The sequence below is a fragment of the Spirosoma spitsbergense DSM 19989 genome (assembly GCF_000374085.1).
In the GTDB taxonomy this organism is placed as follows: Bacteria; Bacteroidota; Bacteroidia; order Cytophagales; family Spirosomataceae; genus Spirosoma; species Spirosoma spitsbergense.
In genome coordinates, this window is record NZ_KB893558.1 from 24448 (window position 1) to 50567 (window position 26120).

General features: G+C 51.4%; 21 protein-coding genes. 12 read left to right on the forward strand and 9 right to left on the reverse strand.

Annotated elements, in window-relative coordinates; translation table 11 throughout:
- The first annotated feature begins 4 nt into the window (after positions 1-4).
- Positions 5-1216, forward strand: a complete 1212-nt coding sequence (locus tag B157_RS0119770; RefSeq protein ID WP_020605041.1) for an ATP-grasp domain-containing protein — start codon at positions 5-7, stop codon at positions 1214-1216.
- Here the strand turns inward: B157_RS0119770 and B157_RS0119775 are convergent, their stop codons facing one another.
- The 4 genes from B157_RS0119775 to B157_RS0119790 form a co-directional block, all read right to left on the reverse strand.
- Entirely contained in the window at positions 1217-1504 is a 288-nt protein-coding gene (locus B157_RS0119775; RefSeq protein ID WP_020605042.1) for a hypothetical protein, read from the reverse strand.
- 110 nt (positions 1505-1614) lie between these two features.
- On the reverse strand, positions 1615-2379 hold the full coding sequence (locus B157_RS0119780) for an NYN domain-containing protein (protein ID WP_020605043.1): 765 nt from the start codon (positions 2377-2379) through the stop codon (positions 1615-1617).
- Positions 2380-2617: 238 nt separating this feature from the next.
- Positions 2618-6154, reverse strand: coding sequence for a ThuA domain-containing protein (locus tag B157_RS0119785; RefSeq protein ID WP_020605044.1), 3537 nt, complete (start codon positions 6152-6154; stop codon positions 2618-2620).
- A gap of 101 nt (positions 6155-6255) precedes the next feature.
- A complete protein-coding gene (locus B157_RS0119790) occupies positions 6256-7095 on the reverse strand; it encodes a ThuA domain-containing protein (protein ID WP_020605045.1) in 840 nt (279 codons plus the stop codon).
- Between the two features lie 171 nt (positions 7096-7266).
- Between B157_RS0119790 and B157_RS0119795 the strand changes: the two genes are divergently transcribed.
- From B157_RS0119795 to B157_RS0119805, 3 genes are all read left to right on the forward strand, one after another.
- Positions 7267-7794 (forward strand): hypothetical protein, encoded by a 528-nt coding sequence (locus B157_RS0119795; RefSeq protein WP_020605046.1) that lies wholly within the window; start codon positions 7267-7269, stop codon positions 7792-7794.
- A gap of 85 nt (positions 7795-7879) precedes the next feature.
- On the forward strand, positions 7880-9334 hold the full coding sequence (locus tag B157_RS0119800; RefSeq protein WP_020605047.1) for a Gfo/Idh/MocA family protein: 1455 nt from the start codon (positions 7880-7882) through the stop codon (positions 9332-9334).
- Positions 9335-9485: 151 nt separating this feature from the next.
- Positions 9486-10184 carry a hypothetical protein gene (locus tag B157_RS0119805; protein WP_020605048.1) on the forward strand — a complete coding sequence of 233 codons (699 nt, stop codon included), beginning with the start codon at positions 9486-9488 and terminating at the stop codon, positions 10182-10184.
- On the opposite strand, the gene B157_RS0119810 is transcribed toward B157_RS0119805, so the two are convergent.
- Entirely contained in the window at positions 10181-10705 is a 525-nt protein-coding gene (locus B157_RS0119810; protein ID WP_020605049.1) for an RNA polymerase sigma factor, read from the reverse strand. The genes B157_RS0119805 and B157_RS0119810 overlap by 4 nt on opposite strands.
- A 198-nt stretch (positions 10706-10903) precedes the next feature.
- Here B157_RS0119810 and B157_RS0119815 point away from each other — a divergent pair, with 198 nt between their 5' ends.
- From B157_RS0119815 to B157_RS0119830, 4 genes are all read left to right on the forward strand, one after another.
- Complete coding sequence (locus B157_RS0119815; RefSeq protein WP_018618996.1) at positions 10904-11209, forward strand: (2Fe-2S) ferredoxin domain-containing protein; 306 nt, start codon at positions 10904-10906, stop codon at positions 11207-11209.
- Between the two features lie 65 nt (positions 11210-11274).
- Positions 11275-11964, forward strand: coding sequence for a YjjG family noncanonical pyrimidine nucleotidase (locus B157_RS0119820; RefSeq protein ID WP_020605050.1), 690 nt, complete (start codon positions 11275-11277; stop codon positions 11962-11964).
- A gap of 17 nt (positions 11965-11981) precedes the next feature.
- Positions 11982-13568: an FAD-dependent oxidoreductase gene (locus tag B157_RS0119825; RefSeq protein WP_020605051.1), complete on the forward strand. Its 1587-nt coding sequence runs from the start codon at positions 11982-11984 to the stop codon at positions 13566-13568.
- 111 nt (positions 13569-13679) lie between these two features.
- A complete protein-coding gene (locus tag B157_RS0119830) occupies positions 13680-14468 on the forward strand; it encodes a 3-hydroxyacyl-CoA dehydrogenase (RefSeq protein ID WP_020605052.1) in 789 nt (262 codons plus the stop codon).
- 198 nt (positions 14469-14666) lie between these two features.
- Here B157_RS0119830 and B157_RS0119835 read toward each other — a convergent pair whose 3' ends face one another.
- The 4 genes from B157_RS0119835 to B157_RS0119850 form a co-directional block, all read right to left on the reverse strand.
- Positions 14667-17714, reverse strand: coding sequence for a TonB-dependent receptor (locus B157_RS0119835; protein WP_026308820.1), 3048 nt, complete (start codon positions 17712-17714; stop codon positions 14667-14669).
- Between the two features lie 227 nt (positions 17715-17941).
- Entirely contained in the window at positions 17942-18844 is a 903-nt protein-coding gene (locus B157_RS0119840; RefSeq protein WP_020605054.1) for an FKBP-type peptidyl-prolyl cis-trans isomerase, read from the reverse strand.
- Positions 18845-18881: 37 nt separating this feature from the next.
- Entirely contained in the window at positions 18882-19805 is a 924-nt protein-coding gene (locus B157_RS0119845) for an FKBP-type peptidyl-prolyl cis-trans isomerase (protein WP_020605055.1), read from the reverse strand.
- Between the two features lie 110 nt (positions 19806-19915).
- Positions 19916-20872, reverse strand: coding sequence for a fasciclin domain-containing protein (locus B157_RS0119850; RefSeq protein WP_020605056.1), 957 nt, complete (start codon positions 20870-20872; stop codon positions 19916-19918).
- 266 nt (positions 20873-21138) lie between these two features.
- Between B157_RS0119850 and B157_RS0119855 the strand changes: the two genes are divergently transcribed.
- The 4 genes from B157_RS0119855 to B157_RS0119870 all read left to right on the forward strand — a co-directional run bounded on the left by B157_RS0119855 (position 21139) and on the right by B157_RS0119870 (position 25972).
- Positions 21139-21876 carry an undecaprenyl pyrophosphate synthase gene (locus B157_RS0119855; RefSeq protein ID WP_020605057.1) on the forward strand — a complete coding sequence of 246 codons (738 nt, stop codon included), beginning with the start codon at positions 21139-21141 and terminating at the stop codon, positions 21874-21876.
- A 140-nt stretch (positions 21877-22016) separates the two neighbouring features.
- Positions 22017-24608: an outer membrane protein assembly factor BamA gene (gene bamA, locus B157_RS0119860; RefSeq protein WP_020605058.1), complete on the forward strand. Its 2592-nt coding sequence runs from the start codon at positions 22017-22019 to the stop codon at positions 24606-24608.
- 115 nt (positions 24609-24723) lie between these two features.
- Positions 24724-25296, forward strand: a complete 573-nt coding sequence (locus B157_RS0119865; RefSeq protein WP_020605059.1) for an OmpH/Skp family outer membrane protein — start codon at positions 24724-24726, stop codon at positions 25294-25296.
- 19 nt (positions 25297-25315) lie between these two features.
- On the forward strand, positions 25316-25972 hold the full coding sequence (locus tag B157_RS0119870; RefSeq protein ID WP_020605060.1) for an OmpH/Skp family outer membrane protein: 657 nt from the start codon (positions 25316-25318) through the stop codon (positions 25970-25972).
- The last annotated feature ends 148 nt before the right edge of the window (positions 25973-26120 follow it).

A 26120-nucleotide genomic window follows, 5' to 3' on the forward strand; every position in this document is an offset into this window, starting at 1 on the left:
TCTTATGAGTCAGTTGTCTTTTTTGTGCATTGCTACCTTTCTGAAGGGGCAGGAGTTTATGCGGACCTGCAAGGAGTTAGGGAACACCGTTTATTTGCTGACCGACCAAAAGCTGGCCAACGAAGACTGGCCGTGCGAAGCCATCGACGAGTTCTTTTTTCTGCCCTCACCCAGCAATGCGCCGGAGGATCTGGAAAAAATGATCGTTGGGCTGAGCCACATGATGCGCTCCCGCCGAATAGATCGGGTAGTGGCGCTGGACGATTTTGATGTGGAAAAGGCGGCTCTTATTCGGGAAACGTTTCGGATTGACGGTATGGGGCAGACTACGGCCCGTTATTTTCGGGACAAGCTGGCCATGCGGACGCGGGCCTTTGAGGCTGGCATCCGTGTACCGGCTTTTTGCCCGCTTTTTCACGACGAAACCGTTACCGCTTTCCTGCAAACGACGGAGTCTCCCTGGCTGATAAAGCCCCGTTCCGAAGCCTCCGCCACCGGTATCCGCAAAGTACATTCGCTGGAAGAAGCCTGGTCGGCCATTAAGCTGCTGGGCGATAACCGCTTCACGTACCTCATTGAAGAGTTTAAACCGGGGAAGGTGTACCACGTCGATTCGCTGTCGGTGGATGGAAAAGCGGTATTTTCGCGGGTGAGTCAGTACCTGGCAACGCCTATGGAAGTGGCGCATGGGGGCGGGGTGTTCCGCACCGCTACACTACCGCTTGATACGCCCGAAACAACGGCGTTACGCCAGATTAATGACCAGGTATTGTCGGCTTTTGGGATGCGCTATAGTGCTTCTCATTCTGAATACATCCGGGGTGACCACGATGGGGAATTATACTTTCTGGAAACGTCCTCGCGGGTAGGAGGGGCCAATATTGCCGAACTGGTTGAAGCCTCGTCGGGGGTTAATCTCTGGCGCGAATGGGCAAAGCTGGAGATTGCTATGGCTAAAAAAGAACATTATGTACCACCCACCGATACGGCCCAGTACGCTGGTCTGATTATATCACTGGCCCGGCATCAGTGGCCCGACCTGTCCGTCTTCACCGAATCGGAGATATACTGGCGCATGAAGAAGGAATACCACGTTGGGTTGATTGTACACTCCCCCGACCGTGCCCGTATTCTGAGCCTGCTGGACGAGTACATGCAGCGAATTTATCAGGAGTTTCATGCGTCGATGCCTCTGCCCGATAAACCTACCAGCTAATTAGTTACGGAGGGTATCCTTCTTGGCTTTTTCGAGGGGAATGGACACGCCAAAAGCCCGTGGGTCGCTGGGAGGCTGTGTTTTTCGTTTCTTGTTGTCGTCCTGTGCGGGCATGGTCGGGTTAACCGGCATTTGCGCCGTCACCCCCCCGCCGGAAATCGGCGTGTTGACACCCGGTATAAATACTTCCCGCCGTACGGGCATCCTGGTCGTTTTTGACGAGTCGCTCTGGGCGAAGGCAATGGAGCCGTACAGACTGACGGATAGGAAAATTATAATGAAACGCATAGCGAAAAGAACGTTTGTTGAGTAAGCAGAAACCAACGAAGTTTCTACGACTAAACAACCCGATTGCCGCCGTAAAGTTTTATGCCGGAAGTGTTTATACGAGACTATCGTTACTTTAATTTCAACCGGGGGTGGTTCGATCCATTGACTTCGTTCCGCACAATTTCATATTTCCTCAAACTCGCCAGCAGTTGGGTCAGGGTTTTAAAGCCGTACGTTCGCGGGTCGAAACTTGGGTCAATTTTCCGCAGGGTTAGTCCCAGTTTAGAAATATTAGCCTCTTCGTCTTCATTGATGGAGATATCGAAGGCTTTATCAATGATATTCATGTTGACTTTCGGGAATTGCCCGGCAGTCTCTACTTTTTTAGGGCGTTCTTTTCTGGTCGGTTTCGACCGGGATTGTTCTTTCGGAGCTTCCTCCTCTACGACTTCTTCCAACTGTAAATTCTCACTGAAGGTGAAGATTTCGCAGGAATTAACAAAGGCAATGGGGGTTGTTTTCCGGCCGATACCCATCACGAAAAGACCCTGCTCCCGAATCCGTTTGGCAAGCCCCGTGTAATCGCTATCGCTCGACACGATGCAAAACCCATCGACGCTATTGCTGTGCAGAATATCCATCGCGTCGATAATCATGGCGCTATCCGTTGAGTTCTTGCCGGCAGTGTACGAAAACTTCTGAATGGGATTGATCGAATGCTGATTGATTGTTTCTTTCCAGCTATTCATGTGGGGCGTTGTCCAGTCCCCGTAAATCCGGCGAATGGTTGCCTTGCCGTATTTAGATACTTCTTCAATGAGTTCTTTTATCAGTTTCGCCTGCGCATTATCCCCGTCGATTAATATGGCGATATTGAATTTTGCTTCATTCATTTGGTTGTGGGATTTTATGATAAAGGGCCTGCCCCTTTTTCGATTAACCGCAAAGGGCGCAAAGGTAAATTCGCAAAGGCCGCTAAGGAATTGACATTGACCGGTCACCTTTTGCGCCCTTTGCGATTTGATTCTGCGTTCTTTGCGGTTGAACTGTTTAGACAGACCCTGGCAAAGGTACTCAGACTGCTTTACAGAGATATAGGCCCTCGTTCAATCTCTCTACACTGACCTGACCCTACTGATTAAACCGAATACTGTTTAACTGAATGATTCCGTCGTTGGGTTTTTCGGGCTTCATCACCACGATGTACACGTCGTGTTTACCAGTGAATGGTTTCTCAAAGGTACCTGTTACTTCGTTCGTTTTGTTCCAGGCACCCGTGGCCGTGTAGGGCGTTCGGCTGACGACCGGCCCGGCGTAGGAATCCAGCCGCACATCAATGTAGCCATCCTTATTCAGGGACGAATAATCGTAAGTGAGCGATTTGATGGTGTTCATGTCGACCCCTTTCAGCAGCACGTACGATTTGTGATTACCCGCCGTTAGCCGGTTGCCGAAACGATTAAAGCCCACATAGGCATCGGCGTTGATGGTTTTAACGGTCGCGTTGCGCAGCGTCACCACATCGGTACCGGTCAATGGCCCAACTACGTTTCCACCCTTATCGGTATAGGAGGCCACGATGGCGTATTGTCCGCGTGGTTCCTCGGCTTTGTGCTCCTTCAGGGCAATCTGACCCTGTAACGGAATTGTTTTCTGCTGGCGGGCATCGGTCAGCGAGAAAATGTACTTCACCATTTCCTGCGCATCCTGTACCGGCACCTGGGGGTGCGCGCTCATAACGTGGTCTTTGCTCCAGTTCCCACCACCGCCTTCAATGATTTTCCGGGCCAGTCGCTCGATGCTGCCAGCCTGCCCTTTGTAGCGGTCAGCAATGGCCAGAAACGTGGGGCCAACGGAAGGCTTGTCGATAATGTGGCAGGCTTTACAGTCACTGGCCGCCATCAGCGTTTTGCCGATTGACCCATTTCCGATTTCGGCATAATCCTGGTGGCCCAGTTGCGGGGCTGCCGTGGGCGCACCACCGGGCTGGGCACTGTATTCATACACCACCTTAATCCGCTTCTGGTCAATGGTTTTGTCTTCCTTATCGGCCACCTGTACGGCGTACACAAACGGCTTGTTTTCCCAGAAGAACGACCGGTTATCAGGCGTCGTGATGGTCACCTGCGGCAGTGCATTACCCACCTTCACGGCAATCGTGTCCATACCCACCTGACCCGTCTGGTCCGTTACTTTCAGAATGGCGTTGTACACACCCGGTTTCGTGTAGGTGTAGGTTGCGTTGGGTTTGGTAGCGCCGACGGTCTTGCCATCGAACAGCCATTCGTAGGTCAGGTTGTCGTCGTCGAGGTCAGTGCCACGCCCGCTGAATCGTACGCGCAGGGGTGCCTGCCCGATGGCTTCGCGGCTGGAAGGCGCATTGCGCCCGTCGGAGGTTAGGTAGGAGCGGGAGTTATGTACCGCCATCGCTGCAGAGTCCGTTACCATCGCCCGAACGGTAGGCGGACGGTTGCCGGTGTTATACTCGATTTTTACCAGTCGGGCATCGTCGTTATCCGCCCCGTACACCGAGCCGTATTCGAGCATATACATAACCCCGTCTTTACTGAACGCCTGGTCAATGGGCCGACGGAAATCACCATTGGCGGCCATGAACGGCTCATTACGAATGTAATTGTCGTCTTTATCCACCCGAACGGCCATCACCCAGTTGCGCATCCAGTCGAAAATGAATAGTGCCCCGTCGTAGTATTCCGGGAATTTATTTTTGGATGGTGAATTTTTATCGTAGGTATAAAACTGACCGGCCATCGCACTACGGCCACCCTGCCCCAGTTCCGGAAACTCTTTGGACACGCCGTACGGATACCAGATCATAGCGGGGTTGGTTGGCGGAAGGTTTTTCAGACCCGTATTTTTGGGCGAGTTGTTGACCGGCGCGTTCGGGTCGAAGGTAGGGCCCACTGCGTTCGTGGCAAAATCCAGTTCGGCGTATGGTTGACTGTTGCCAATAAACAGCGGCCAGCCGAAGTTACCGGCTTTTTTGGTATGGTTAAACTCATCGTAACCCTTCGGTCCCAGCGTGCTGTCTTTACCCGCGTCGGGACCAATTTCACCCCAGTACAGGGCCGACGATGTTGGGTTGATGGCAATCCGGTACGGATTCCGCAGGCCCATCGTATAAATCTCGGGCCGGGTGAGGGCGCGGTCCGACGGTTCGGTTCCTTTCGGGAATAGATTCCCGTCGGGAATGGTATAAGTGCCATCAGCCTGGGGACGAATGCGCAGAATTTTGCCCCTAAAATCGTTCGTATTGGCGGCTGTTCCGCGCGCATCGGAAGCCAGATGGTCGGGCCGGGCATCGATGGGCGCGTAACCGTTAGAGGGGAACGGATTGGTATGATCGCCGGTGGAGAGGTACAGGTTCCCGGCAGGATCGAAGGTCAGCGAACCGCCGTGGTGCGATCCCGGCTGGTCGATGCTGGGCACCGTCAGCAGGATTTTTTCGGATGCTACATCAAGCGTATTATCATCCTTCACCACAAAGCGCGACAGGTTGTAGAACGGATCTGTCTCGAACCGGGGCGCGTAGTAGACGTACAGAAAATGGTTAGTGGCAAAGTTGGGGTCTAGTGTAATGCCCTGTACACCATGCCCATTCTTGGTGATCACATCAAACTTATGCACTAGTTGATGCGTGTTCGTTTTGGCATCATACACCGACAGATTGCCGCTGCGCTCGGTGAAGAACGTGCGTCCATCATCGGCAATGGCCAGTTCCATTGGTTCATTCAGGTCATTGACCAGTACGGTTTTCACAAACCGGTTCTCTTCGGGCGTTATCACGGCGTAGGCTTTACTGTAATCGAGGGCCTTTCCCGAACTCATGGTCCAGGTAAGGGCACCCAGCAAATGCTGCACAAACAGCGGTTCGGTGTAGCTTTCGTCGGTATGGCCGCCACCGGTGTAGTACGCCCGTCCGCCATCGAAATCATGATACCAGGCAATGGGGTGGTTACTCCCGTTGATGCCGCCCTCGTAGGTGTTTTCGTCCAGGTTGGCCAGCACATGCAGGTCGGAGTAGAGCGAGCGGTAGTTGTACCACTCGTCGGTGCGTTCCCAACGGTCGGGCAGGTGCGCGGTGGAGGGATGATTTTTGTCCAGTACATCCACCGTTGCCTTGCGAACGTTGGACTGATTGGGGTGGCTGGCAAAATAACCGCCCACCAGCTTGTTGTACCACGGCCAGTCGTACTCGGTATCGGCAGCGGCATGAATGCCCATGTAGCCGCCCCCGGCCTCGATGTACCGCTCAAAAGCGGCCTGCTGAACGGGATTGAGTACGTTGCCGGTTGTGCTCAGCCACACCACGGCTAGATAATGACGCAGGCTATCGTCATTAAAGTAGCTGGCATTCTTGGTGGTGTCGACCCGGAAGTTATTTTCCCGGCCGAGTTTCTGAATGGCTGCAATACCCGCCGGGATGGAGGTATGGTTCCAGCCTTTTGTTTTGGAGAAAATCAGAATCCGTTTCGGAGCAGCGGGGGCCATAGTGGCCGGGGCCGCTGCCACCGATTCAGTCGCAGATGCCGACACTGTTTGGGTAGTCGTTTTCTGGCTGTTCAAACAAGCGTAGAGCGAAACGGTAGTCCCGGTCACTAACAGCAAACGAAGCAGTTGCCGGGCAGATAGTGGTAAGCTATTCATTGATAAAAAGTTAGTAATTCACGTAAGTTTACTAGCCGTTCAGGTAGTTTGTTAGATAAGTCTGAATGGGCAATAAACTACCGGCAGTAAGTGCCGACCCGTTATTTTTTTCGGCGTCCCAGCCACAAAAGGCTGTTGAGTATCAGTTTGTCCTGTATTTCACTGGTAAAGGTGGATGAGAGTTGCTGGTTCGTTTTGCCTTCGTAGTCGATGTCGTTATGCCCCATGTTCAGGTATATCATGTTGTATTTCCGGTTCGTCCACACCACCGGATAGTACCCGCTGTGCCATATTTCGTGCGGTTTGGGGCCGGTACCCAGCGGGAAACTGGTCGAGTCGATAGTCACTAAAATGTCGATGTTCGGGTTGGTGCGCAGGTCATTCGTCCACTGATACCACTCGTTGGGGGCGGATGTAAAGGTTTTTGGTAATCTCTTCGTGGCCGGATGTTTTCGGTCTTCCACGCGCAGAACGGCCGGGGTGGGCCGCCAGGTGTTGCTTTTGTAGGAACCCGCGCCCAGAAACTCGTTATAATACCAGTCCCAGTTTTGCGGGTAGGTGGATGGGGTAAGGGCAAAGGCTGAAAAATGGAAGCCCATCCAGCCTCCTCCCTTCTCCATGTACTGCCGAAAAGCCGCCCGCTGGTCAGCGTCTTCAGGCCGGGTATCCAGAAAAATCACGACATCGTAATTGGCCAGAAATTTAGCGTTCAGATTCGCCCAGTTATTCGTTGAGTCATAGGTGAACTGGTGCGTAGCTGCCATTTTGGGAAACCACCGGTTAGCTTCCTGGACAAAACTGATGTGTGCCGGGTCATTTTTGGCGGTGTAAAAGGCAATAACCCGAAAGGCGGGATTTGTACGCCGGGCTTGCCCGGTTTCTATCAGGCACAGCAGGAGAACGGTAACAAACAGACAAATACGGGTGGGAATTAATACCATTTATACGGGCAGCTAAACGAAGTTTTCAGTCCGATAATAAGCGTAGAATGAGCAGGAGTTACCCAGTACCTCCCCAGTACCTCCCTGCGTGCTTTTACCGGCCCTCCTCTCTTGCAACATAGTGGGTTCCAACCCTATTTTTGTGACTCCTATCAACCAGCCACTACGCTTATGAATCGATTTTTTACCTGTTGTCTGCTGCTGATGACAACGATCTGCCCGCTTTTCGCCCAGCAGGCGTACGACGTGCAACCCGGTGAACCCGCTCCGTTAAACGGCATTGATTATGGGTTCGAGATTAAAAACGAGAGCCGGGTCGATATTAGTGGTGGCCCGTTTATGCGGTACGAAGTAACAATTTATGCCACGAACAAGAGTAACTGCTCGAAGCTATTTTTTCCCAAGCCAACCCTTTTTAGTTCAACCGACCCAAACCAACTGGCTGAATTTGACTGCCTGAACGCCACCGGTAAACGAATGACCAGTAAAAGCGGGAAAGTACTGGCTCGTCCTTTTACGGTGCCCTACCAGCAAAAAATTAAGACGGCCGACGGCAAAGATGCCTACTCAACCACCAACATCCAGGCGGGTTATGTGCTGCGTAACGGCGAAACAGTGAGCAATTCCTTTATCGTTATCGTTCCGGATAACGAGAAGCCCCGAATGAAGGTGCGAATCAGTGAACTTCCGGATTTTTAACCGTCTTCGGGGTAGTTTCAGCCTATCGGGTAAATCTCCGTTACCGCCTGCTTTACTTCTTATACTGGTAAAAAAATCGCTTTTCATGCAATCTAACAGACGCGTCTTTATAAAAAGCCTGTCGGCGGCTTCAGCACTGGCCGCTACTGAAAGCCTGGCCAAACCCTTCGGTTTCCCGGCCATCATTCCAAATCTGGCCAAAATCAGCCCCAACGACAAAATTCGTTTTGCCACCATCGGCATGGGCATTCAGGGCAATTTCGATACGCAGGCGGCTCTTCGCAATCCCGAGGTTGAACTGGTGGGCGTGGCCGATTTATACGACGGTCGGCTTCAGCACGCCAAAACAGCTTACGGCAAAGACAAAGACCTGTTTACCACCCGCGATTTCCGCGAGATTCTGGCTCGCCCGGATGTAGATGCCGTACTGGTTGTTACGCCCGACCACTGGCACGACCACGTAACCATTGCTGCCCTGAAAGCGGGCAAACACGTGTACTGCGAAAAACCGATGGTGCAGCACCTGAACGAAGGCAAAGCGGTAGTTGATGCCTGGAAAAAATCGGGTAAAACGATGCAGGTGGGCAGCCAGCGTATCAGCAGTGCCGCTTTTCAGGAAGCTAAACGGCTCGTACAGGCGGGTGAAATCGGGGCCGTCAATTACATCGAATCCAACAACGACCGTTTCAACGCCATTGGGGCCTGGGAGTATTCCATTCCACCCGATGCGTCCACGAAAACCGTCGACTGGGACCGGTTTCTCGGCGATGCGCCCAAACATCCGTTCGATGCCAAACGCTTTTTCCGCTGGCGCAACTACCGCGACTACGGTACGGGCGTAGCGGGCGACTTATTTATTCACCTGATTACCGGGGTTCATTTCGTAACCAACACGATGGGGCCGACGCGTATTTTTTCGTCGGGCAATCTGGCCTACTGGAAAGATGGCCGCGATGTACCCGATGTCATGTCGTGCATCATGGATTACCCTAAAACCGACCAGCACGAAGCCTTCCAGATGGTACTGCGGGTTAACTTTGCCAACGCCGGGAAAATCAATGATGTCACGCGCATCATCGGCAACGAAGGGCAGATCGAGTTTTCGGAAAACAACCTGATCATGACCAAAAAGAAACTGCCCATCGCCCCCGGCTACGGCGGTTATGACAGTTTCTTTACCTTTACCGAACCGGTGCAGCAGGAGTTTGTGAAGCAGTACGACGCCAAATACCCCCCCGAAACCCGTAAGGCCGAACCCGTTAAGGAAATTAAGTTTGAAGCCCCGAAAGATGATGATGCCCATGCCAAACACTTCGGTAATTTCTTCGAGAACGTTCGCAAGGGCAGTCAGGGAACGGTAGAAGACCCCGTATTTGGTTTCCGGGCGGCCGCACCGGTACTGGCCTGCAACGAAAGCTATTTTGAGCAAAAAGTAGTGTACTGGGATCCCGTCACGATGACCCAGCAAAGCGGGCCGGCCTCGGCCGCACCGGAGAAAAAGCCGGGAGCAACGGCGAAGAAAACAACGAAAAAAGCCTAGTTACCGGGTATGACCTGCTTTGCCAGCCCCCATCAGAACGCCGTTTTCTGATGGGGGTTTGTGTGAAAGTTGATTGATGCTTCGTTACATGGATGATTTGACCGGTAGCCTGATACCCCGGCGTACCGGTTCAGCATCATAGTCAAACAGTATGGAAACCTATAAACAAATGTCTGCTCCTTCGGCCATACCCAAACAAGTTCGCTGGCTTTGGTGGAGCGTTTTGCTGGCGTTGATAGGCTGGGTTCTAACCGATTTGTACGTACCCCGCAAAAACAGCATCCGTCACTTCGATCCGGCGGAGGTAGCCCGGCTGGAAACGGCCATGTGGCAGTCCTATTACGACAAAAGACCCGTGTTGTTGTTCTGGCAACTGGCGGGTGGGTTGCGGCAACAGTTTCATGCTCCTTTCTGGCGGTCGTTTGTCCTGGCGTTTCAGGCAACCAAAGCGGCCTTTATGTTCAAACAGGGAAAATCCCGCGCCGATTATCAGGAGACGCTACCCGACCTGGTCGCCTATTATGAATCCATTCAGGCCCTCACCGTCGAACAGTTCAATGTGCCCAGGGTGGCCGAACTGGAACTGGAGTGGTGGATTGTTCACCGGCAGCGGGACCGGTATTCGTACAACGACCTGGCGAATGCGCTGGTCCAGACATCGGCAGCTCTGTACAATCAACCCGCAGGGGGCTTTGCTGCCTACGGACCATTGCGGGCCGATGCCATGCGCCTTTGCGACGAAGCAGGCCGGCAAGATGGAGGGGGGACTGAAGCCGACTGGCAACAAATCAATATCGTACTGAATAAGGCGTGGGGTACTTTGCAGGTAGTGGTTCAGAACGGACGTTAAGCGTCAGTCCTTTGGCGCAGGTTCTGTACGGCCAGTCGCAGTTGCTGCTGTGCCTGTTCGACAGGAATATTCAGCGAAAGAGCCGCTTCTTCGGGCGTACAGTTTTTGAACAGAACAGAGTCGAGCAATGCCGTCTGTGGGGCATCAGCGGGAACACTATGTTCGGATGGCCGGACGATTCGCCCTGTTTCGGAGAGTGTCAGGTTGTCCGGCAGCAGCTGTCGGCGTTTATTGAGCGCATCGATAGCGGTATGCCGGGTAATGTGTAGCAGCCACGTAAATAATGGTTGCTTCCCGGGCTGAAACTGGTCCAACTGCGCATGAATGGCCAGGAAAGCGTCTTCCAGCACGACAACCGATGCTGCCTTGTCGGATATGATGTTCGTGATAACCCCCAGTAGAATAGGCGCGTATCGGTCATAAAGGGCAGAAAAAGTAGCCTTATCAATGGCTTTTTCGCCACCGGCTGATTCCGGGGAAGGCAACGTACGGCTATTGATAACAGGGAGTTGTTTGTACACGATACGCCAGGGATAGAAGGCCAGGGAGCTTACTCGATTAATCGAAAAACTCGTAATAATCTATGTATCTACAAGATAATGTCAATCGGTTTTGTTTTCTTTTTTTCAATTCGTACACACCGGGAATCGTATTTCAGGCGTATGGGCCATGCCAATGACATCGGGTTCATTCGTACCTTTGAACAATAATCAATTGTCATGAAATACAAAAAGCACGTTTTTGTCTGTACCAATCAGAAAGCCGCTCCCAAAAAATCATGTGGCGAAGCCCACGGCAATGAACTGGTTGACGCGTTTAAAGCGGCCCTTGCCGAGCGTGGTCTGTTAAAAGAAATGCGGGCCCAGAAAACGGGTTGCCTCGATGCCTGCGCCTTCGGACCTACCGTTGTTGTTTACCCGGAAGGCACCTACTACGGCAACGTTCAACTGGAAGATATCAACGAAATTGTTGATAGCCATCTGGTTAATGACCAGCCTGTTGAGCGGCTGAAGCTGGATTATTAACACTTATGGCATTCGGTTTACGGTGTCTGGCAAAACCAAATACTTTAAACCGGATACCCATTTCTATGTACAAACACCTCTTTTTCGACCTTGACCACACGTTGTGGGATTTCGACCGTAACTCGGCCGAGTGCATTGCTGAATTATACGATGCGTTCGGGCTGGCCGATGCCGGTGTTGCCTCAGCCGACGAATTCAGCCGACATTTTATCTCGATCAACAAGAAATTGTGGGGAGATTACGACAAAAACCTGATTGAGCACAGCTACATCCGGCAACATCGTTTCCCAATGGTGTTTCAGGCACTGGGTATCGACGCATCGGTCATCGGAGCCGACCTCAACGCTGAATACCTGAAGTTACTGCCCTGTAAGTCGCACCTCCTGGATTCGGCACTGGAACTCCTCAATTATGTACAGGGGCGCTACACGTTACATATCATTACCAATGGTTTTGCCGAGATTCAGGCAACCAAGATGGATAGTGCGGGCATCAGTCATTATTTTACGAACGTTATCACCAGTGAAACTGCCAGCGCCAAAAAGCCAGACCCGCTGGTGTTTGAGTACGCCATGCAGATCAGCGGCACCACAGCCGCCGAAAGCCTGATGATTGGCGATAATTACGAAGCCGATATTCTGGGAGCCAAAAGCGTGCATCTGGACACCGTTTTTTATAACCCCCTGGGTACGATCGTGGATGATAAACCAACGTATGATATCCGGCACTGGAAAGAATTGATGGCTATTTTATGAGTTAACCCAGTTTTCCTATGAACCGGTTTTTTGTTGCCCTACTGTTGTGTTTCGTACGTTCTTCCATCGTCTCTGGTCAACCCGTTACGGTCGATGTGTGTGTGTATGGCGGTACTTCAGCGGGGGTTATTGCGGCTTATTCGGCGAAGATGGCGGGGAAATCAGTGGTGCTGGTCGAACCGGGTCGTCACCTCGGCGGTATGTCGTCGGGGGGATTGGGCGCTACCGATATTGGGAATAAACAGGCCATTACGGGACTGTCACGGGATTTTTACCGGCGGATTGGCCGCCATTACGGTAAGCCGGAGCAGTGGACATTCGAGCCCCACGTTGCCGAAGCGGTGTTCAATCAATACATTAAAGAAGCCAGCGTGCCAGTCTGGTACAACTACCGGCTGGTGAGTACTAAAACCCAGAATAACCGGATTCAGGAAATCACCGTTGAGCCTGCTTCATCGGGTAGCACAACTTCCAACCGAATTATACGGGCCAACCAGTTCATCGACTGCTCCTACGAGGGCGATTTGATGGCGCAGGCCGGGGTTGAGTTTACGGTTGGTCGCGAAGCCAATAGCCAGTACAACGAAACCCTCAATGGCGTTCAGTTTCGGGATAAGCACCAGTTTCCGGACGGTGTTGACCCGTATGTGGTGCCGGGTAAGCCCGAAAGCGGGTTACTCTGGGGTATCGACACCACAAAGCTGGCCCCCAACGGCATGGGCGATAAAACGGTGCAGGCCTACAATTACCGCCTTTGCTTCACTGACGATCCCGCCAATCGAATTCCCATTACCCGGCCCGATGGCTACGACTCCACGAAGTACGAATTGCTGCTGCGTCAGATCGCGAAAAATGTGCCGAAGGAACTGACCTGGAATCTGATGCACTTTATCATGATGCCCAACCGCAAAACCGACATCAACAACTGCGGGGGCTTGTCCACCGATATGATCGGGGCCAATTACGACTACCCAAATGGTACCTACGCACAACGGGCCGCCATTATCCGCGACCACGAGGTGTACACCAAAGGCCTGTTCTATTTCATTGGCCACGACCCGCGCATGCCCAAACACCTGCGCGACGAAATGCTGCAGTGGGGTTACCCCAAGGATGAATACACCGATACCGACAATTTCACGCCCCAGCTTTACATCCGTGAAGCCCGTCGGTTGGTGGGCGAATACGTAATGACCCAGGCCAATTGCGAAGGCAAAACCGTAGTGCCAGACCCCATTGGTATGGCCGCCTACACGATGGATTCACATAACTGCCAGCGGCTGGTCGTACCCGATGCCAACGGCGTACCGATGGTTCGGAATGAGGGCGATGTGCAGGTGGGCGGCTTCCCGCCGTACCCGGTCAGCTACCGGGCCATTATCCCTAAGAAAGGAAGTATCCAGAATTTGCTGGTGCCGGTGTGTTTATCGGCCAGTCATATTGCCTATGGATCGATTCGGATGGAACCCGTATTTATGGTGCTGGCCCAATCGGCGGCACAGGCTGCCTGTCTGGCCATCGACGACAACAAAGCTGTTCAGGATATTAGTGTGCCGACATTACAGCAACAGATTCAGGCACAGACGAAACGACTGGTGAAGTGATGAGTTGCAGTTTAGCGTTTATGCAACGCAGTCTTATCCGCTAACACGCCAACTATAAAACCACATCGATATTCCTCGCTTCTCTCACCATAAACCCAAAACTCCAACCGTATGAATATCAACACGTCAACCGCCCTTGTTACCGGAGGAGCTTCCGGTTTGGGGGAAGCCACCGTCCGGCTACTCGTATCGCAGGGGGCCAACGTGGTGATACTGGACCTGAACGACGAACGGGGAAATGCGCTGGCCGAAGAACTGGGCAGTAAAGTCCGGTTTGCCAAAACGAACGTGACCGACGAAGCCAGCGTACAGGCTGCCGTCAATATGGCTATCGGAACGTTTGGCGCCCTGCACATCAATGTCAACTGTGCCGGTGTGGCCGAAGCCCGCAAGACTGTAGGTAAAGTAGATGGTGTGTACGGAGCGCACTCGCTGGCTGTTTTCCAGAAGGTGGTGTCCATCAACCTGATTGGCACGTTCAACGTGATTCGGCTGGCCGCGCTGGCAATGGAACATAATGAACCCGCTTCTGAGCCCTTTGCCGGAGAACGGGGTATTATTATCAACACTGCTTCCGTAGCGGCCTATGATGGACAGATAGGGCAGGCCGCTTATGCCGCTTCCAAAGGGGGAATTGTGGGCATGACGCTCCCCATCGCCCGCGATCTGGCCCGCTCCGGCATCCGGGTCATGACCATTGCCCCCGGCCTGTTCGAAACGCCTTTGCTGGCTGCGCTACCCGAAGAAGCCCGGCTGTCGCTGGGTCAGCAGGTGCCGTTTCCGTCGCGCCTGGGTCGACCCGGCGAGTATGCGCTATTGGTCAAAAGCATCATCGAAAATCCTATGCTGAACGGCGAGGTTATCCGGCTGGACGGTGCCATTCGAATGGCGCCGAAATGATCATAATCCATTCGTGTGCAAAAGGGGTAAGCACATACTATCGTGCTGTAAAAAAAATAGAGACGGGATAACCCGTCTCTATTTTTTTTACTTGAACTCGTCTGTTGAATTAGCGGGCAAACTGGCAATTGATAAACAGTATACTTTTTACTACGCTGAAAACCAGGCCAGAAAGCCACCAGCCAATTCCTGTACTCATTAGAACGTGAAGTTTAGACGGGCAAACAGGAACCGGCCATTCATACCGAACTGCGATGTGTTACGCGAATATACAAACTGGTTTGCGTTCGACAGGTCGATGGTCGTGGGTGTTGCCGCGTAGGTAACGTTACCACTCGCATCAACGCCATTTGGACGCTTCGCCGATACAGGTCCGAGGTTTTTGTCGGGGTAAATATCGAAGATATTATTTGCACCTACTACTACTTTCACAATCGGAGTAATGGCATAACCTACCGAGAAATCGGTGATTACTTTGGCGCCCCAGATTGGGTGCTCGTTTTCTACTGCCTGACCGTTTACCACAATGGCTCCTACCAGGCCATCACCGTTCACGTCAACCGTGTTGGGGTCAGTCACCTTGCCGAAGTACACGTTCCGCAGGAAGAAATCGAATTTGTTGGCGGTCAGTGAGTGGCCCATCGTGAACTTCACGCGGGGTACCGCTTCCTGCAAATACACCCGCGACGCTTCCGAGAAGTAGCGGTTCACCTGACCATTGTCGGCTAAGATCTGGGAAGATTTAATGCCGCCTACCTGCTTGGTCTGCGAAATGGTACCGGCTAAATCCGTTCGCAGCGACATATTGTTCCCCAGCCGTAATCGGTGCGAGATGACAATGTCAACTCCCTTGGTCTGCGTGTCGATGGCGTTGGCGAAGAAGGTTGCTGCCGTAGCACCGGCCTGATCGAACAACTGCTGTAGGGTAAGGCTCGCCCCGGTTTGCGTACCGCTCGGCCGCGAGAACTGATCCGTCAATGTCACGCGGTCATTGATACCGATGAAGTAGCCATCAGCCGTAATGGTCAGCCCCGCATTGGGTACCGTAGCGGTAAAACCAGCACTGATACTCCGCGAATTCTCCTGCTTCAACTGCGGAATACCCAGCAACTTGGCGGGTTGCGAGGCATTGCTGAACGTTCCTACTTCAAACGGAACACCACCCACAAACTGGGTAGAGGTCGAGTTGAAATAAATCTGCGCCAGCGACGGTGCCCGGAACCCAGTTGAGGCTGCACCCCGGATGTTGATGTTGTTCGTCAGCTTGTAGCGGGTGGCGAACTTGAAATTGGTCGTACTACCGAAATCGGAGTAGTTCTCAAATCGCACGGCGCCTTCTACCAGCCACCGGTTGGTTACGTCCAGTTCAACATCACCGTACAGGGCTACACTGTTGCGGTTGGCATTCTTCGTTTCCGTCTCATTAGTGGGTCGGAAGCCGGGAAATACCTGCGCTCCACCCGGACGGGCGGCACCGAAGAAATCCGTTGGTGGCGATTGGGTCGATGTCGTGATAACGTTGCCGTTCACGTCATACTGCGCCCAGGAATTCTGGTCACCTGCTTTGATACGGTAGCTCTCAAAACGAGCCTCCGCTCCGAATGCCAGATTCAGTCCGGCAAACGTATCGTACTTCCGGCTCAGGTCGAGGTTGACAGTGTTCTGTTTGAAGTTCAGCCCACCCGCGTTGAACACGGTGGGTGAGTTAGCCAGCAGGGTAGTATTCACCGTGTTTTCTACACCGTAGTTGAAGGTGTTGGAGCCGAAGGTATTGCTCAGGTCATACTTGAACGAACCCAGCTTTCCGCGAAAACCAGCAGCTACCGATGCGTCGATGATTTCCGAATGAATCTCGGGCAGGAAACCATTGATGAAAATAGGCGTGTAAGTACGGCTCTGGTTGGGTCGGCGGTAGAAACCCGCTGCATTACCCTTCCGGTTGCCGTAACCACCAAACGCATAAAACTCGTGGTTCTGGTTGATGGGGATGGCCGAGTTAACGAAGAACTGAATGCTCTGCAAACTCGACTGACCGACGCGCATGTTGAAATCACTCCGAACGAGGCCACGACGGGTCAACTCATTCTCTGTTACGTCGGCCCCCAAAACGGTCCGTAAGCCAGCAATAGTCGTTGCATTGGCAATGTTAGCCTGGGTAGCGGCATCGAAATAGGGTACAGTCAAAGCTCCCCTTTTAATGGCATCAATGCTGGTAGGCAGTGTGTTTAAATTACCACCGGATTGCTGCGTGCTGTACTCAACAGCATTATAGGCATTGAAGATACTACCCGTGGCGGGCAAAGCGCGGCTGGTCGCGTTACGCATCTGGGCCGAACCGGTAACGTTGACAAAGCCAGCTTTACCAATCCGAACGCCGTAGTTGGCATCGACCTGAACGTTGCCGCCGTCGTTGCCGCCTTTAAAGTTATTTGACCCCTGCGAGAAATTAGCACCGCCGTATACTGACAGGGCCAGTTTTCCGGTCGCTTCTTTCATTTTTACGTTGATAACCCCGGCAATGGCATCGGAACCGTATTGGGCCGATGCGCCATCGCGCAGTACTTCAATCCGCTCCACGGCAAAGGCCGGGATGGCGTTCAGGTCGGTACCAACAGAACCCCGGCCCGGCGAACCGTTCACGTTGACCAGCGATGAAGGATGACGACGTTTGCCGTTTACCAGCACGAGCACCTGGTCGGGACCCAGGCCCCGCAACTGGGCCGGGTCGATGTGGTCGGTACCATCGGCTACCGTAGTGGTGTTGGAGGTGAAGGAAGGAGCCACAAAATTCATGATTTGGTTCAGGTTGTTTTGTGGTGCCTGCGTCGTTAGTTGCTGGATATTAATGACATCCACCGGCACGGGACTCTCGGTTTTTACCCGTCCGGCTCCTCTCGAACCCGTTACCACTACTTCGCTCAGGCTGGCGGTCGTTTCGCGCAGGGATACGTTAGCGGTTACTTCACCACTCGAAATAGTTACAGGTACACTTTTCGTCTCGTAGCCAACGAAGCTAATTCGCAGCGTATACGTACCCGGATTTAGTTTGAGTATATAGGTACCGTCGGCATCGGTTGTGGTGCCAAGATTAGAGTTGACCGCCACGATGGTTACCCCCGGAATTGGGGCATTTGTCGTTGCATCGGTTACTTTTCCCCGAACACCCTGGGCTAGAACAGCCGTTAATGTCAGCATCCACAGGCCTACGCTCAGGGCGAAAGAATGTAGTTTGTATTGATTTCTCATAGATTTTAACTTTTTTTAATCCACAAAAATAGGGCAAAATACGGTAAGATTAACGCTTAGGCATAGGGCCGTTTGATCAGGAAAGTCAGCGATCAAACACCTTTTCATTTGCCAGTCAGGATACTGTCGGTAGTACTTACCAGGATGTATTCTCTTTAGTCTGCACCAAATAAAAAGAGCGGCCTGCGAATTTCGCAGGCCGCTCTCTGGCTAAAAATTAGGTCGAATTATTGCGCTGAAATCAGCTCAATATCGAACCGCAGGGGTGCGTAAGGCGGAATAGGGCCGGTGCCGGTAGTGCCATAGCCTATTTTGGATGGGAAAACAATGGTTGCTTTCTCCCCCGTTTTCAGTTTTGCCAGCCCCTCGGCAAAGCCCGGCACAAAACCACTTACCAGACCGGCGTACGTTCCCGTACCGGTGCTGTCAAATGCTGACGCTGAGCGCAGCAATCTGCCATTATATTTTATGGTGAGCCGTTGCGTGGGTGTCGGCGAAACACCGGTTGGGTTATCGAGCGTTTTGATATAACGCAGGCCGGTCGGTGTTACCTCCGTTGGGGTTAGCTTGTTGGCCGTCAGGTACTGGTCAATCTGCTGGTCTTCAGTACGTACCTGCTTCAAGGTAGTATTGAGCCGAAGGGGAGCGTTGGGTGGAACAAGCCCGTTAGTCGATCCATCCCGGCCAAGACCGTAGTAGGATGGCAGCATAATAACGCCCTGCTCACCAACGTGCATTTGCTGCAGGCCTATGGTTAGACCCTGAACAGTGGGGGTGGCTGGCTGGCTGGGGGCAATGACCAGATAATTGGATTTAGTAGCGTAGGTGGAGTCAACAAACTTTTCTGTTATTGTCGCGCCACCTGATATAAGTGCGTACAGGGTATAGCTGTATTCGGCCTCCAGCCCTTCTGTGGGTGATACCGTTGATGAGCCGGGCCTAGTAAGTGCGTAGTACACACCGGACGTTGTAAAGGTGCCCGACAGGCCTTTGGTGGTGGCATAACTCGCAATGTCGGCTTTATTGCTTTCGAAAATGGCATCATCGCTGGGGCCGACATCGGGTGTCTTGCAGGAAATCAGGCCGCCGATAAGCAGCAGGCCAACTAGAACAACGGGAAGTTTATGCATGAAAATGAAACAATGAATTGATTGGTAATGACTGATTTTATTTAACCGAAACCACCTCAACGTCGTAACGCAGAGGAGCATAGGGGGCCACTTTATAAAGTTGGTTTTCAATGAGGCCATCTTTGCCATAGCCAATAGATGAAGGAAACAGCAGCGTAGCCTTTTCCCCAACCCGCAGTTTGTTTAACCCCTCATTGAAGCCCGACACATTATACTGATTCAGGCCCGTACCGGTACTGTCGAAACCAATGGCAGTTTTGGCGTGTAACTGTTTGCCCACATACCGTATGGTTACCGTTTTTCCCGCACTGACAGCTGTTTTTACCGAATCGCCTGTTGCGTTGGTTAGTGTCCTGACGAACCGCAATCCGGATGATGTCGTTTCGCTAAAGGTCAATTTAGTAGCCGTTATGTATTCGCTCATCTGCTGGTCTTCGGTTCGCGCCCGATTCAACGTAACGTCAAACCGCACCGGCGCATTGGCTGGAATCGAATCAGCAACAGAGCCTACCTCACCAAAAGCCAGTTTGGACGGCACAAGCAGAATAGCCGATTCGCCCTCGTGCATGAGCAACAATCCCTGCTGCAGACCGGCTTTCAGTACGCCATCGAAAAAGGAAACGAAGGTAGGGGTTTTGGCATACGCAGAGTCAACCACTTTGGTGGTTACCACTCCCACGTTACTCGTGCTGCTGGTTAGTACGGAGAGGGTATAGGTAAACTCCAGTTCTTTCCCAAAGGCGGGCGTAACGGTAGAGGAACCAGGCTTGGCCGACACATAATACAGGCCGGAAGCAGTCGAAGTTCCCGACAGTCCCTGACTAACCGCATAGGTATTTATGGTGGCCAGATTAGTCTGGAGCGTTGCTGCGCTGCCAGTCGGGTCCACATTCTGTGTGTTGCAGGATGCTATTCCACCAAGCAGCAGTATACCGAAAATGAATAGATGAAATCTGTGCATCAAACTAAAAGAGCCTCTATAGTAACTACGTTTATAGACCCGCTTCTGTGGCAAACCGTTGGTAGGCCGGAAAAAAAATTCTTCGTACGTGATCAATTTGAGCTTCTTTTCTACGGTTGCAACACCTGGTCAATGATATGAATTACGCCGTTTGTGGCGGGAATATCGGCCTGCTTTATCGTGGCTGCTGTTAAGTTCTTTGCTCCCTTTACCATCAGTTGCGTGGGGGCTACAATGGTAATCAATTTATTACCGGTGTAGAATGTATCGATGCTCTCCGTTTTAATCTGAGTAGAAAACCGGGCACCTGCTATCACATGATATAACAGAATATTCGTTAGCGTCTGTACATTGGCCGACGCAATGGCACTCAGGGTATTGTAGTCCTTGTCGGCTTTGAAAGCCGCATCATTCGGCGCAAAAATCGTTACTTTATTGGCCGACGATGCGTTTTCCAGCGTAGCCAGTAAGGTGGGGTTGCTGGTACCTATCCGCTTGATGGCCGCCGTCAGAAACGTCAAATTAGGGTTATTCTGAATGTTTACCAATACGTTTCCAATAGAAGGCATCAGCACCCGGTTAACGATGTGGATGTAGCCGTTGGCTGTCTTGATGTCGGCCTGTGTTAACCTGGCATTGTTCACATAAATTGTCCCATCGGTCGCTTTATTGACGTACAAGATACCCTTGTTCAGCGTTTCGACGGAGTTCATTCCGGCCGGAATTTCTGATGCCATTACGCTGCCGGTGAGCAAATGGTACAACACCAGCGTTCGCATCTGGTCCGGAGGGACCGAGCGTATAGCGGCAATTGTACCGAGGCCCGCAGCCTGAAAGGCAGAATCAGTTGGGGCAAAAAAGGTTAGATTGCCATCTTTAAGTACGTCGCTGACACCCGCCTGCGCGATAGCCACCCGAAGCAACCCAAACTGACTATCTTCCAGAATCCGGTCGGTAATGGTTTGGGGGGTAGCAACAGCATCATCCCGTTTCTGGCACCCCCAAAAAACGAGCAGCAACATAACGACCGAAAGTCGGCTCAGTAAAGGCAAAAATGTATTACGCATCGATCAGTAATGGATAAAAAAACAAACCTGTATCAGAAAAACGTACCGACTCTGTTTATGTTTTCTCCGGGCAAAGATACACGTTGACCAATGGAAAGAGGCTATTCAGGTTATCCGAATGACATCCTGCCGATAACATGACTGCTTTTTCAAATCTGCTCTGTTTCAACCCGGAAACCCATAAGGCGCAGTAAAATCCGGTAAGACTCACCAAAATTCCGTATCTTCGCAACCTTGTTAAGTTTTGTTAAAACGCCCCAATTGGGATGAAGGAACATATAGACCCGAGCAATCTGCCTCAGCACATAGCCGTTATCATGGATGGAAACGGACGCTGGGCCAAGCGTCAGGGGGCAGCCCGGGTGTTTGGCCACCACAACGCCATCAAAGCCGTTCGCGAAGTAACGGAGGGATGCGCTGAAATAGGTGTCAAGTACCTGACACTCTACGCTTTCTCGACCGAAAACTGGAATCGACCAAAGCTGGAAGTAGATGCACTCATGACGCTGCTGGTTCATACCATTCGGGGAGAAATCAAAACATTGATGAAAAATAATGTCAGGCTGGAAACGATTGGTCACACCGAAAGTCTGCCTGCCGACTGTCGGCGGGAACTGGCAGAGGCCATTCGCGAAACGAGTCAGAATAATGGACTGACCCTTATTCTGGCCTTGAGCTACAGCGGACGCTGGGAAATTCTGGAAGCGGCCCGGAAGCTGGCAGCCGACGTCCGGGATGGTAAACTTACCCCCGATCAGATTGATGAAACCATGTTTAGCCAGCATCTGACAACGGGCGGTATTCCCGACCCTGAACTCATGATCAGAACCAGTGGTGAAATGCGAATCAGTAACTTCATGCTGTGGCAACTGGCTTACTGTGAACTATATATGCCCGATGTATTGTGGCCCGATTTTCGCAAAGCCCACTTGCACGAGGCTCTCTTAAGTTACCAGCAGCGCGAACGCCGGTTTGGCAAAATCAGTGAACAATTAGTGAAATGAAAATACGGTTTATGGTTTAAACGAAACCACTGTCGCGGGGGCATTCCTGCGCAACTATAAACGGTAAACTATAAACGGATTCCAACCCTTCATGCCTGAACTGAATCCGTATAACAAACTACTTAATACGCATTAAAAACTTGGAACACCGTATAAAAGTCTTACTTGGCGTTATCCTCTTACTGACTGGCCTGTCATCGGCTCAGGCGCAGGTACGCGTTGGCGTTGGCGTCGGGCAGGATAATACCACCACAACGGAAAGTAATAATCTTCTCGATTACACCAATCCGAAGGAATACGAAATTACTGGCCTGACCATAATAGGTACCAAATACCTTGATCCAAATTCGTTGGTTTCACTCACCGGCCTGAAAGTAGGTGACAAAATACGGCTTCCGGGTGAGGTGACCGGATCGTCGGTGCGTAAATTGATGGATTCCGGCCTGCTGGACGATGTAGAGATGTTTGCTACCCCAACCGGCGACGGTAAGGTTTCGCTCCTATACCGGGCGCGGGAACGGCCCCGGCTTTACCGGGTTAGTTTCATGGGTATCAAAAAAGGTGAACAGGATAACCTGAAGGAGAAAATAAAGCTCAATCTGGGTAAAATCGTTAGCAATACGATTACCAAAAATACGCAGTTGGCCGTTCGTAAATACTTCATCGATAAGGGATACCTCAATACGAAGGTTAAAATCACGACCATTCCTGACAGCACGCGCAACAATGCTACCATGCGCGTACTGGTGGATAAAGGGCAGAAGGTGAAAATTGCCAACATCAATATTGAGGGACTGAAGAGCCTGGATGAGCAAACGGTGCGGATGAAAATGAAAAGCACCAAAGAGATGCGTTTTGGCCGCCTGTTTACCCCCTCGAAGTTTGTTCCGAAAAAGTACGAAGAAGACAAAAAGAAGTTACTGGAATACTACAACAAACTGGGTTACCGGGATGCCGTTATTGAGGATGATACCATTATCCATAATGGTTCAAACACCATTAACATCGACATGAAGTTGAACGAGGGTCACCAGTACTACTACCGTACTATTGATTTCTCGGGCAACTACCTGTATACCGATGAGCAACTTCGGTCGGTACTGGGTGTTACGAAAGGCGACGTCTATAATCCGGAAGACCTCGACAAGCGGATGAACGGCAATCCGGGCCAGGACCTGAGTTCACAGTATATGGACCTTGGTTATCTGTACTACAACGCACAGCCCATCGAGAAATCCATAGAAGGCGACTCCATCGACCTCGAAATTCGGGTCTTTGAAGGTAAACAGGCTACCATCAACAAGGTCATTCTGAATGGGAACACCAAAACCAGCGACCACGTAGTCATGCGTACTATCCGGACGCTGCCCGGTCAGAAATTCTCAAAAACAGCCCTCATCCGGACGCAGCGTGAACTGTCTACCTTAGGGTATTTTGATCCGGAAAAAATCGGCATCAACCCGATTCCGCAAAGTGACGGAACGGTAGATATCGAATACACCGTCGAAGAAAAACCATCTGACCAGATTGAACTGTCGGGCGGCTGGGGTGGCTACGTAGGGTTTGTGGGTACGCTTGGCCTGACGTTCAATAACTTCTCGGCCCGCAATATTCCAAACTTCAATGCATGGCGTCCGCTTCCGGCTGGCGATGGGCAGCGGGTGCAGCTACGTTTTCAGGCAAATGGTAGCCAGTACCAGGTATATTCGCTGTCGTTTACCGAACCCTGGCTGGGTGGTCGTAAGCCCAACGCGCTCTCAGTTAGTGCCAGCCACACGGTTTACCAAACCTTCTACGACCCCCTTAATCCGGCCAGTATTTACCAGAGTTTGAAGGGTCGTAAGCCAACGGGCTCCTATACAAATACCGCCCTTACGATTGGACTGGGACGGCAGTTGAAAGTGCCCGACGATTATTTCTCGCTGAGTAATTCCATTTCGTACCAGCGGTACGACCTAAATAACCTCGACTTATTTTATATTGGATATAAGGATGGTATCTCCAATAACATCACCTTCAATACGACGCTGTCGAGAAACAGTATCGATAATCCACAGTTCCCGCGTAATGGCTCTTCCTTTACGCTGAGTGGTTCGTTCACGCCCCCTTATTCGGCCTTTCGTACCACTACAGAGTCGACCAAGCCGGAGGATAAGTACAAGTTTGTAGAGTATCACAAATGGATGTTCGATGCCAGCTGGTTCCAGACAGTGTTTGGCAAGCTGGTACTGAATACGCGTGCTCACCTGGGTTTCCTGGGCAGCTATAACAACCGCACGGCTATTGGTCCATTCGAACGTTTCATCCTGGGTGGATCAGGTCTGGCGGGGCAGGGACAGTTTGCGCTGGCGCAGGATATTATCGGTCTGCGTGGGTATGATGACCGGAGCGTTTACACCGCTGATTACAATCAGGCTGTAGGCCAGCAGGCCCGCAGTCAGGGAGGGGTGGTGTACAACAAATTCGTTGCGGAACTTCGGTATCCAGTCTCGCTGAACCCGTCTGCTACCATCTTTGCCCTTGCCTTTATGGAAGCTGGTAATAACTGGGCTACCTATAAGCAGTATAATCCATTCGACTTGAAGCGATCCATAGGCATAGGGGCACGTATATTCATGCCAGCCTTTGGCCTGATTGGTATTGACTACGGGTATGGTTTCGATGTAATTCCGGGCGTGAAAGACAAAGCATCGGGTCAGTTCCACTTCACCATTGGTCAGCAGTTCAGATAAGATTAATGAAAGGGTAACGTTTTACTCAAATCAGTTAAGTACTATATGACTTACCTGATTTGAGTAAACGAACCTTGAAAATCAATCACTTCCTGCAAAAATTGACTGATCACCAATGAAAAAAGCCCTATTTTTCGTACTTTTGTCCGCTATTGGGTTAGCAACTCCCGTTAAAGCCCAAAAATTTGGGTATATCGATACGGAGTACATTTTTGGCAAGATGCCCGAATACCAGAAGGCACTGAGCGAGATTGACAAGTTTGCCGATAAATGGTCCAAAGACATTCAGGACAAGTATGTCGAAATCGAGAAATTGCAAAAAGCGTATCAGGCCGAGGAGATTCTGCTGACCGAGGATATGAAACGCGAGCGTCAGCGGATAATTAGTGATAAGGAGCGCGAAGCCCGCGAGTATAATAACAAAGTATTTGGGTATCAGGGCTTGTTATTCGAGAAGAAAAAGGAATTAATAAAAGCTCCGATGGAGTTATTGCAACGGGCACTGGATAAAGTATGTTTGCAGAAGAAACTGGATTTTATTTTTGATAAAGCCTCCGATTTTGTGATGCTCTATACCAATCCCAGGCACGACTATTCGGACTATGTGATGGAAGAATTGGGACTAGACACTAAACCAACCGCTACCAATACTAGTCCAACCAATAAAACAACTACAAAACCAAAGTAATACAAACAAACAATTCGAGATGAAGAAACACATCGTCATGGCGTTTGCAGCGGCCCTACTAGTAGGCGGTTTAAACGCACAGGCACAAGCCCAAACCGCAACGCCTGCTACGACTGCCGCAGCCGGAGCGCTGAAGTTAGGCTATACGAACATTGATTACGTTCTGTCGCAAACGCCCGAAGCAAAAGATATTCAGAACCAGTTAACTATTCAGCGGACTCAGACAGAAAATGAGCTGAAGCGGATGCAGAAAGAACTGGAAGAGAAATACGGTGCCTACGAAAAAGGGGCAGCCCAAATGTCGGACGTTATTCGTAAGGACCGTGAGACCGAATTGCAGGGGCTACAGTCCCGGATTCAGGAGTTTAGCCAAACGGCTCAAACATCGCTGCAAACCAAGTACCAGCAACTGGTTAACCCGGTCGTGCAAAAAATTCAAAAGGCCATTGATGCAGTAGCTAAAGAAGAGAACTATCAGTATGTGTTCAATCTGGATGCAGGTGCCAACACGATTCCTATCCTGCTGGTTGCTCCCGAAGAGAATAACATTACCGATTCGGTGCTGAAAAAGCTGGGTATTGACCCTGCCAAAGCAGCCGCTGCGGCCAAAGCCGCTTCTACGGGTGGCAGTACAACGGCTACCAAGCCTGCTGCCACAACTCCTCCAAAGAAGTAACGGTCAATAAAAACAGGCACTGTTTTATAAGATCGCTCCCTAATGGATCAGGGAGCGATCTTTTTTATGGTAGGTCATATAGCCTGCCGAAACATTGATTGTAGCCATCCCTTTTCAGGGTAAGCAGGGCCGACACTGAAAAGGGATC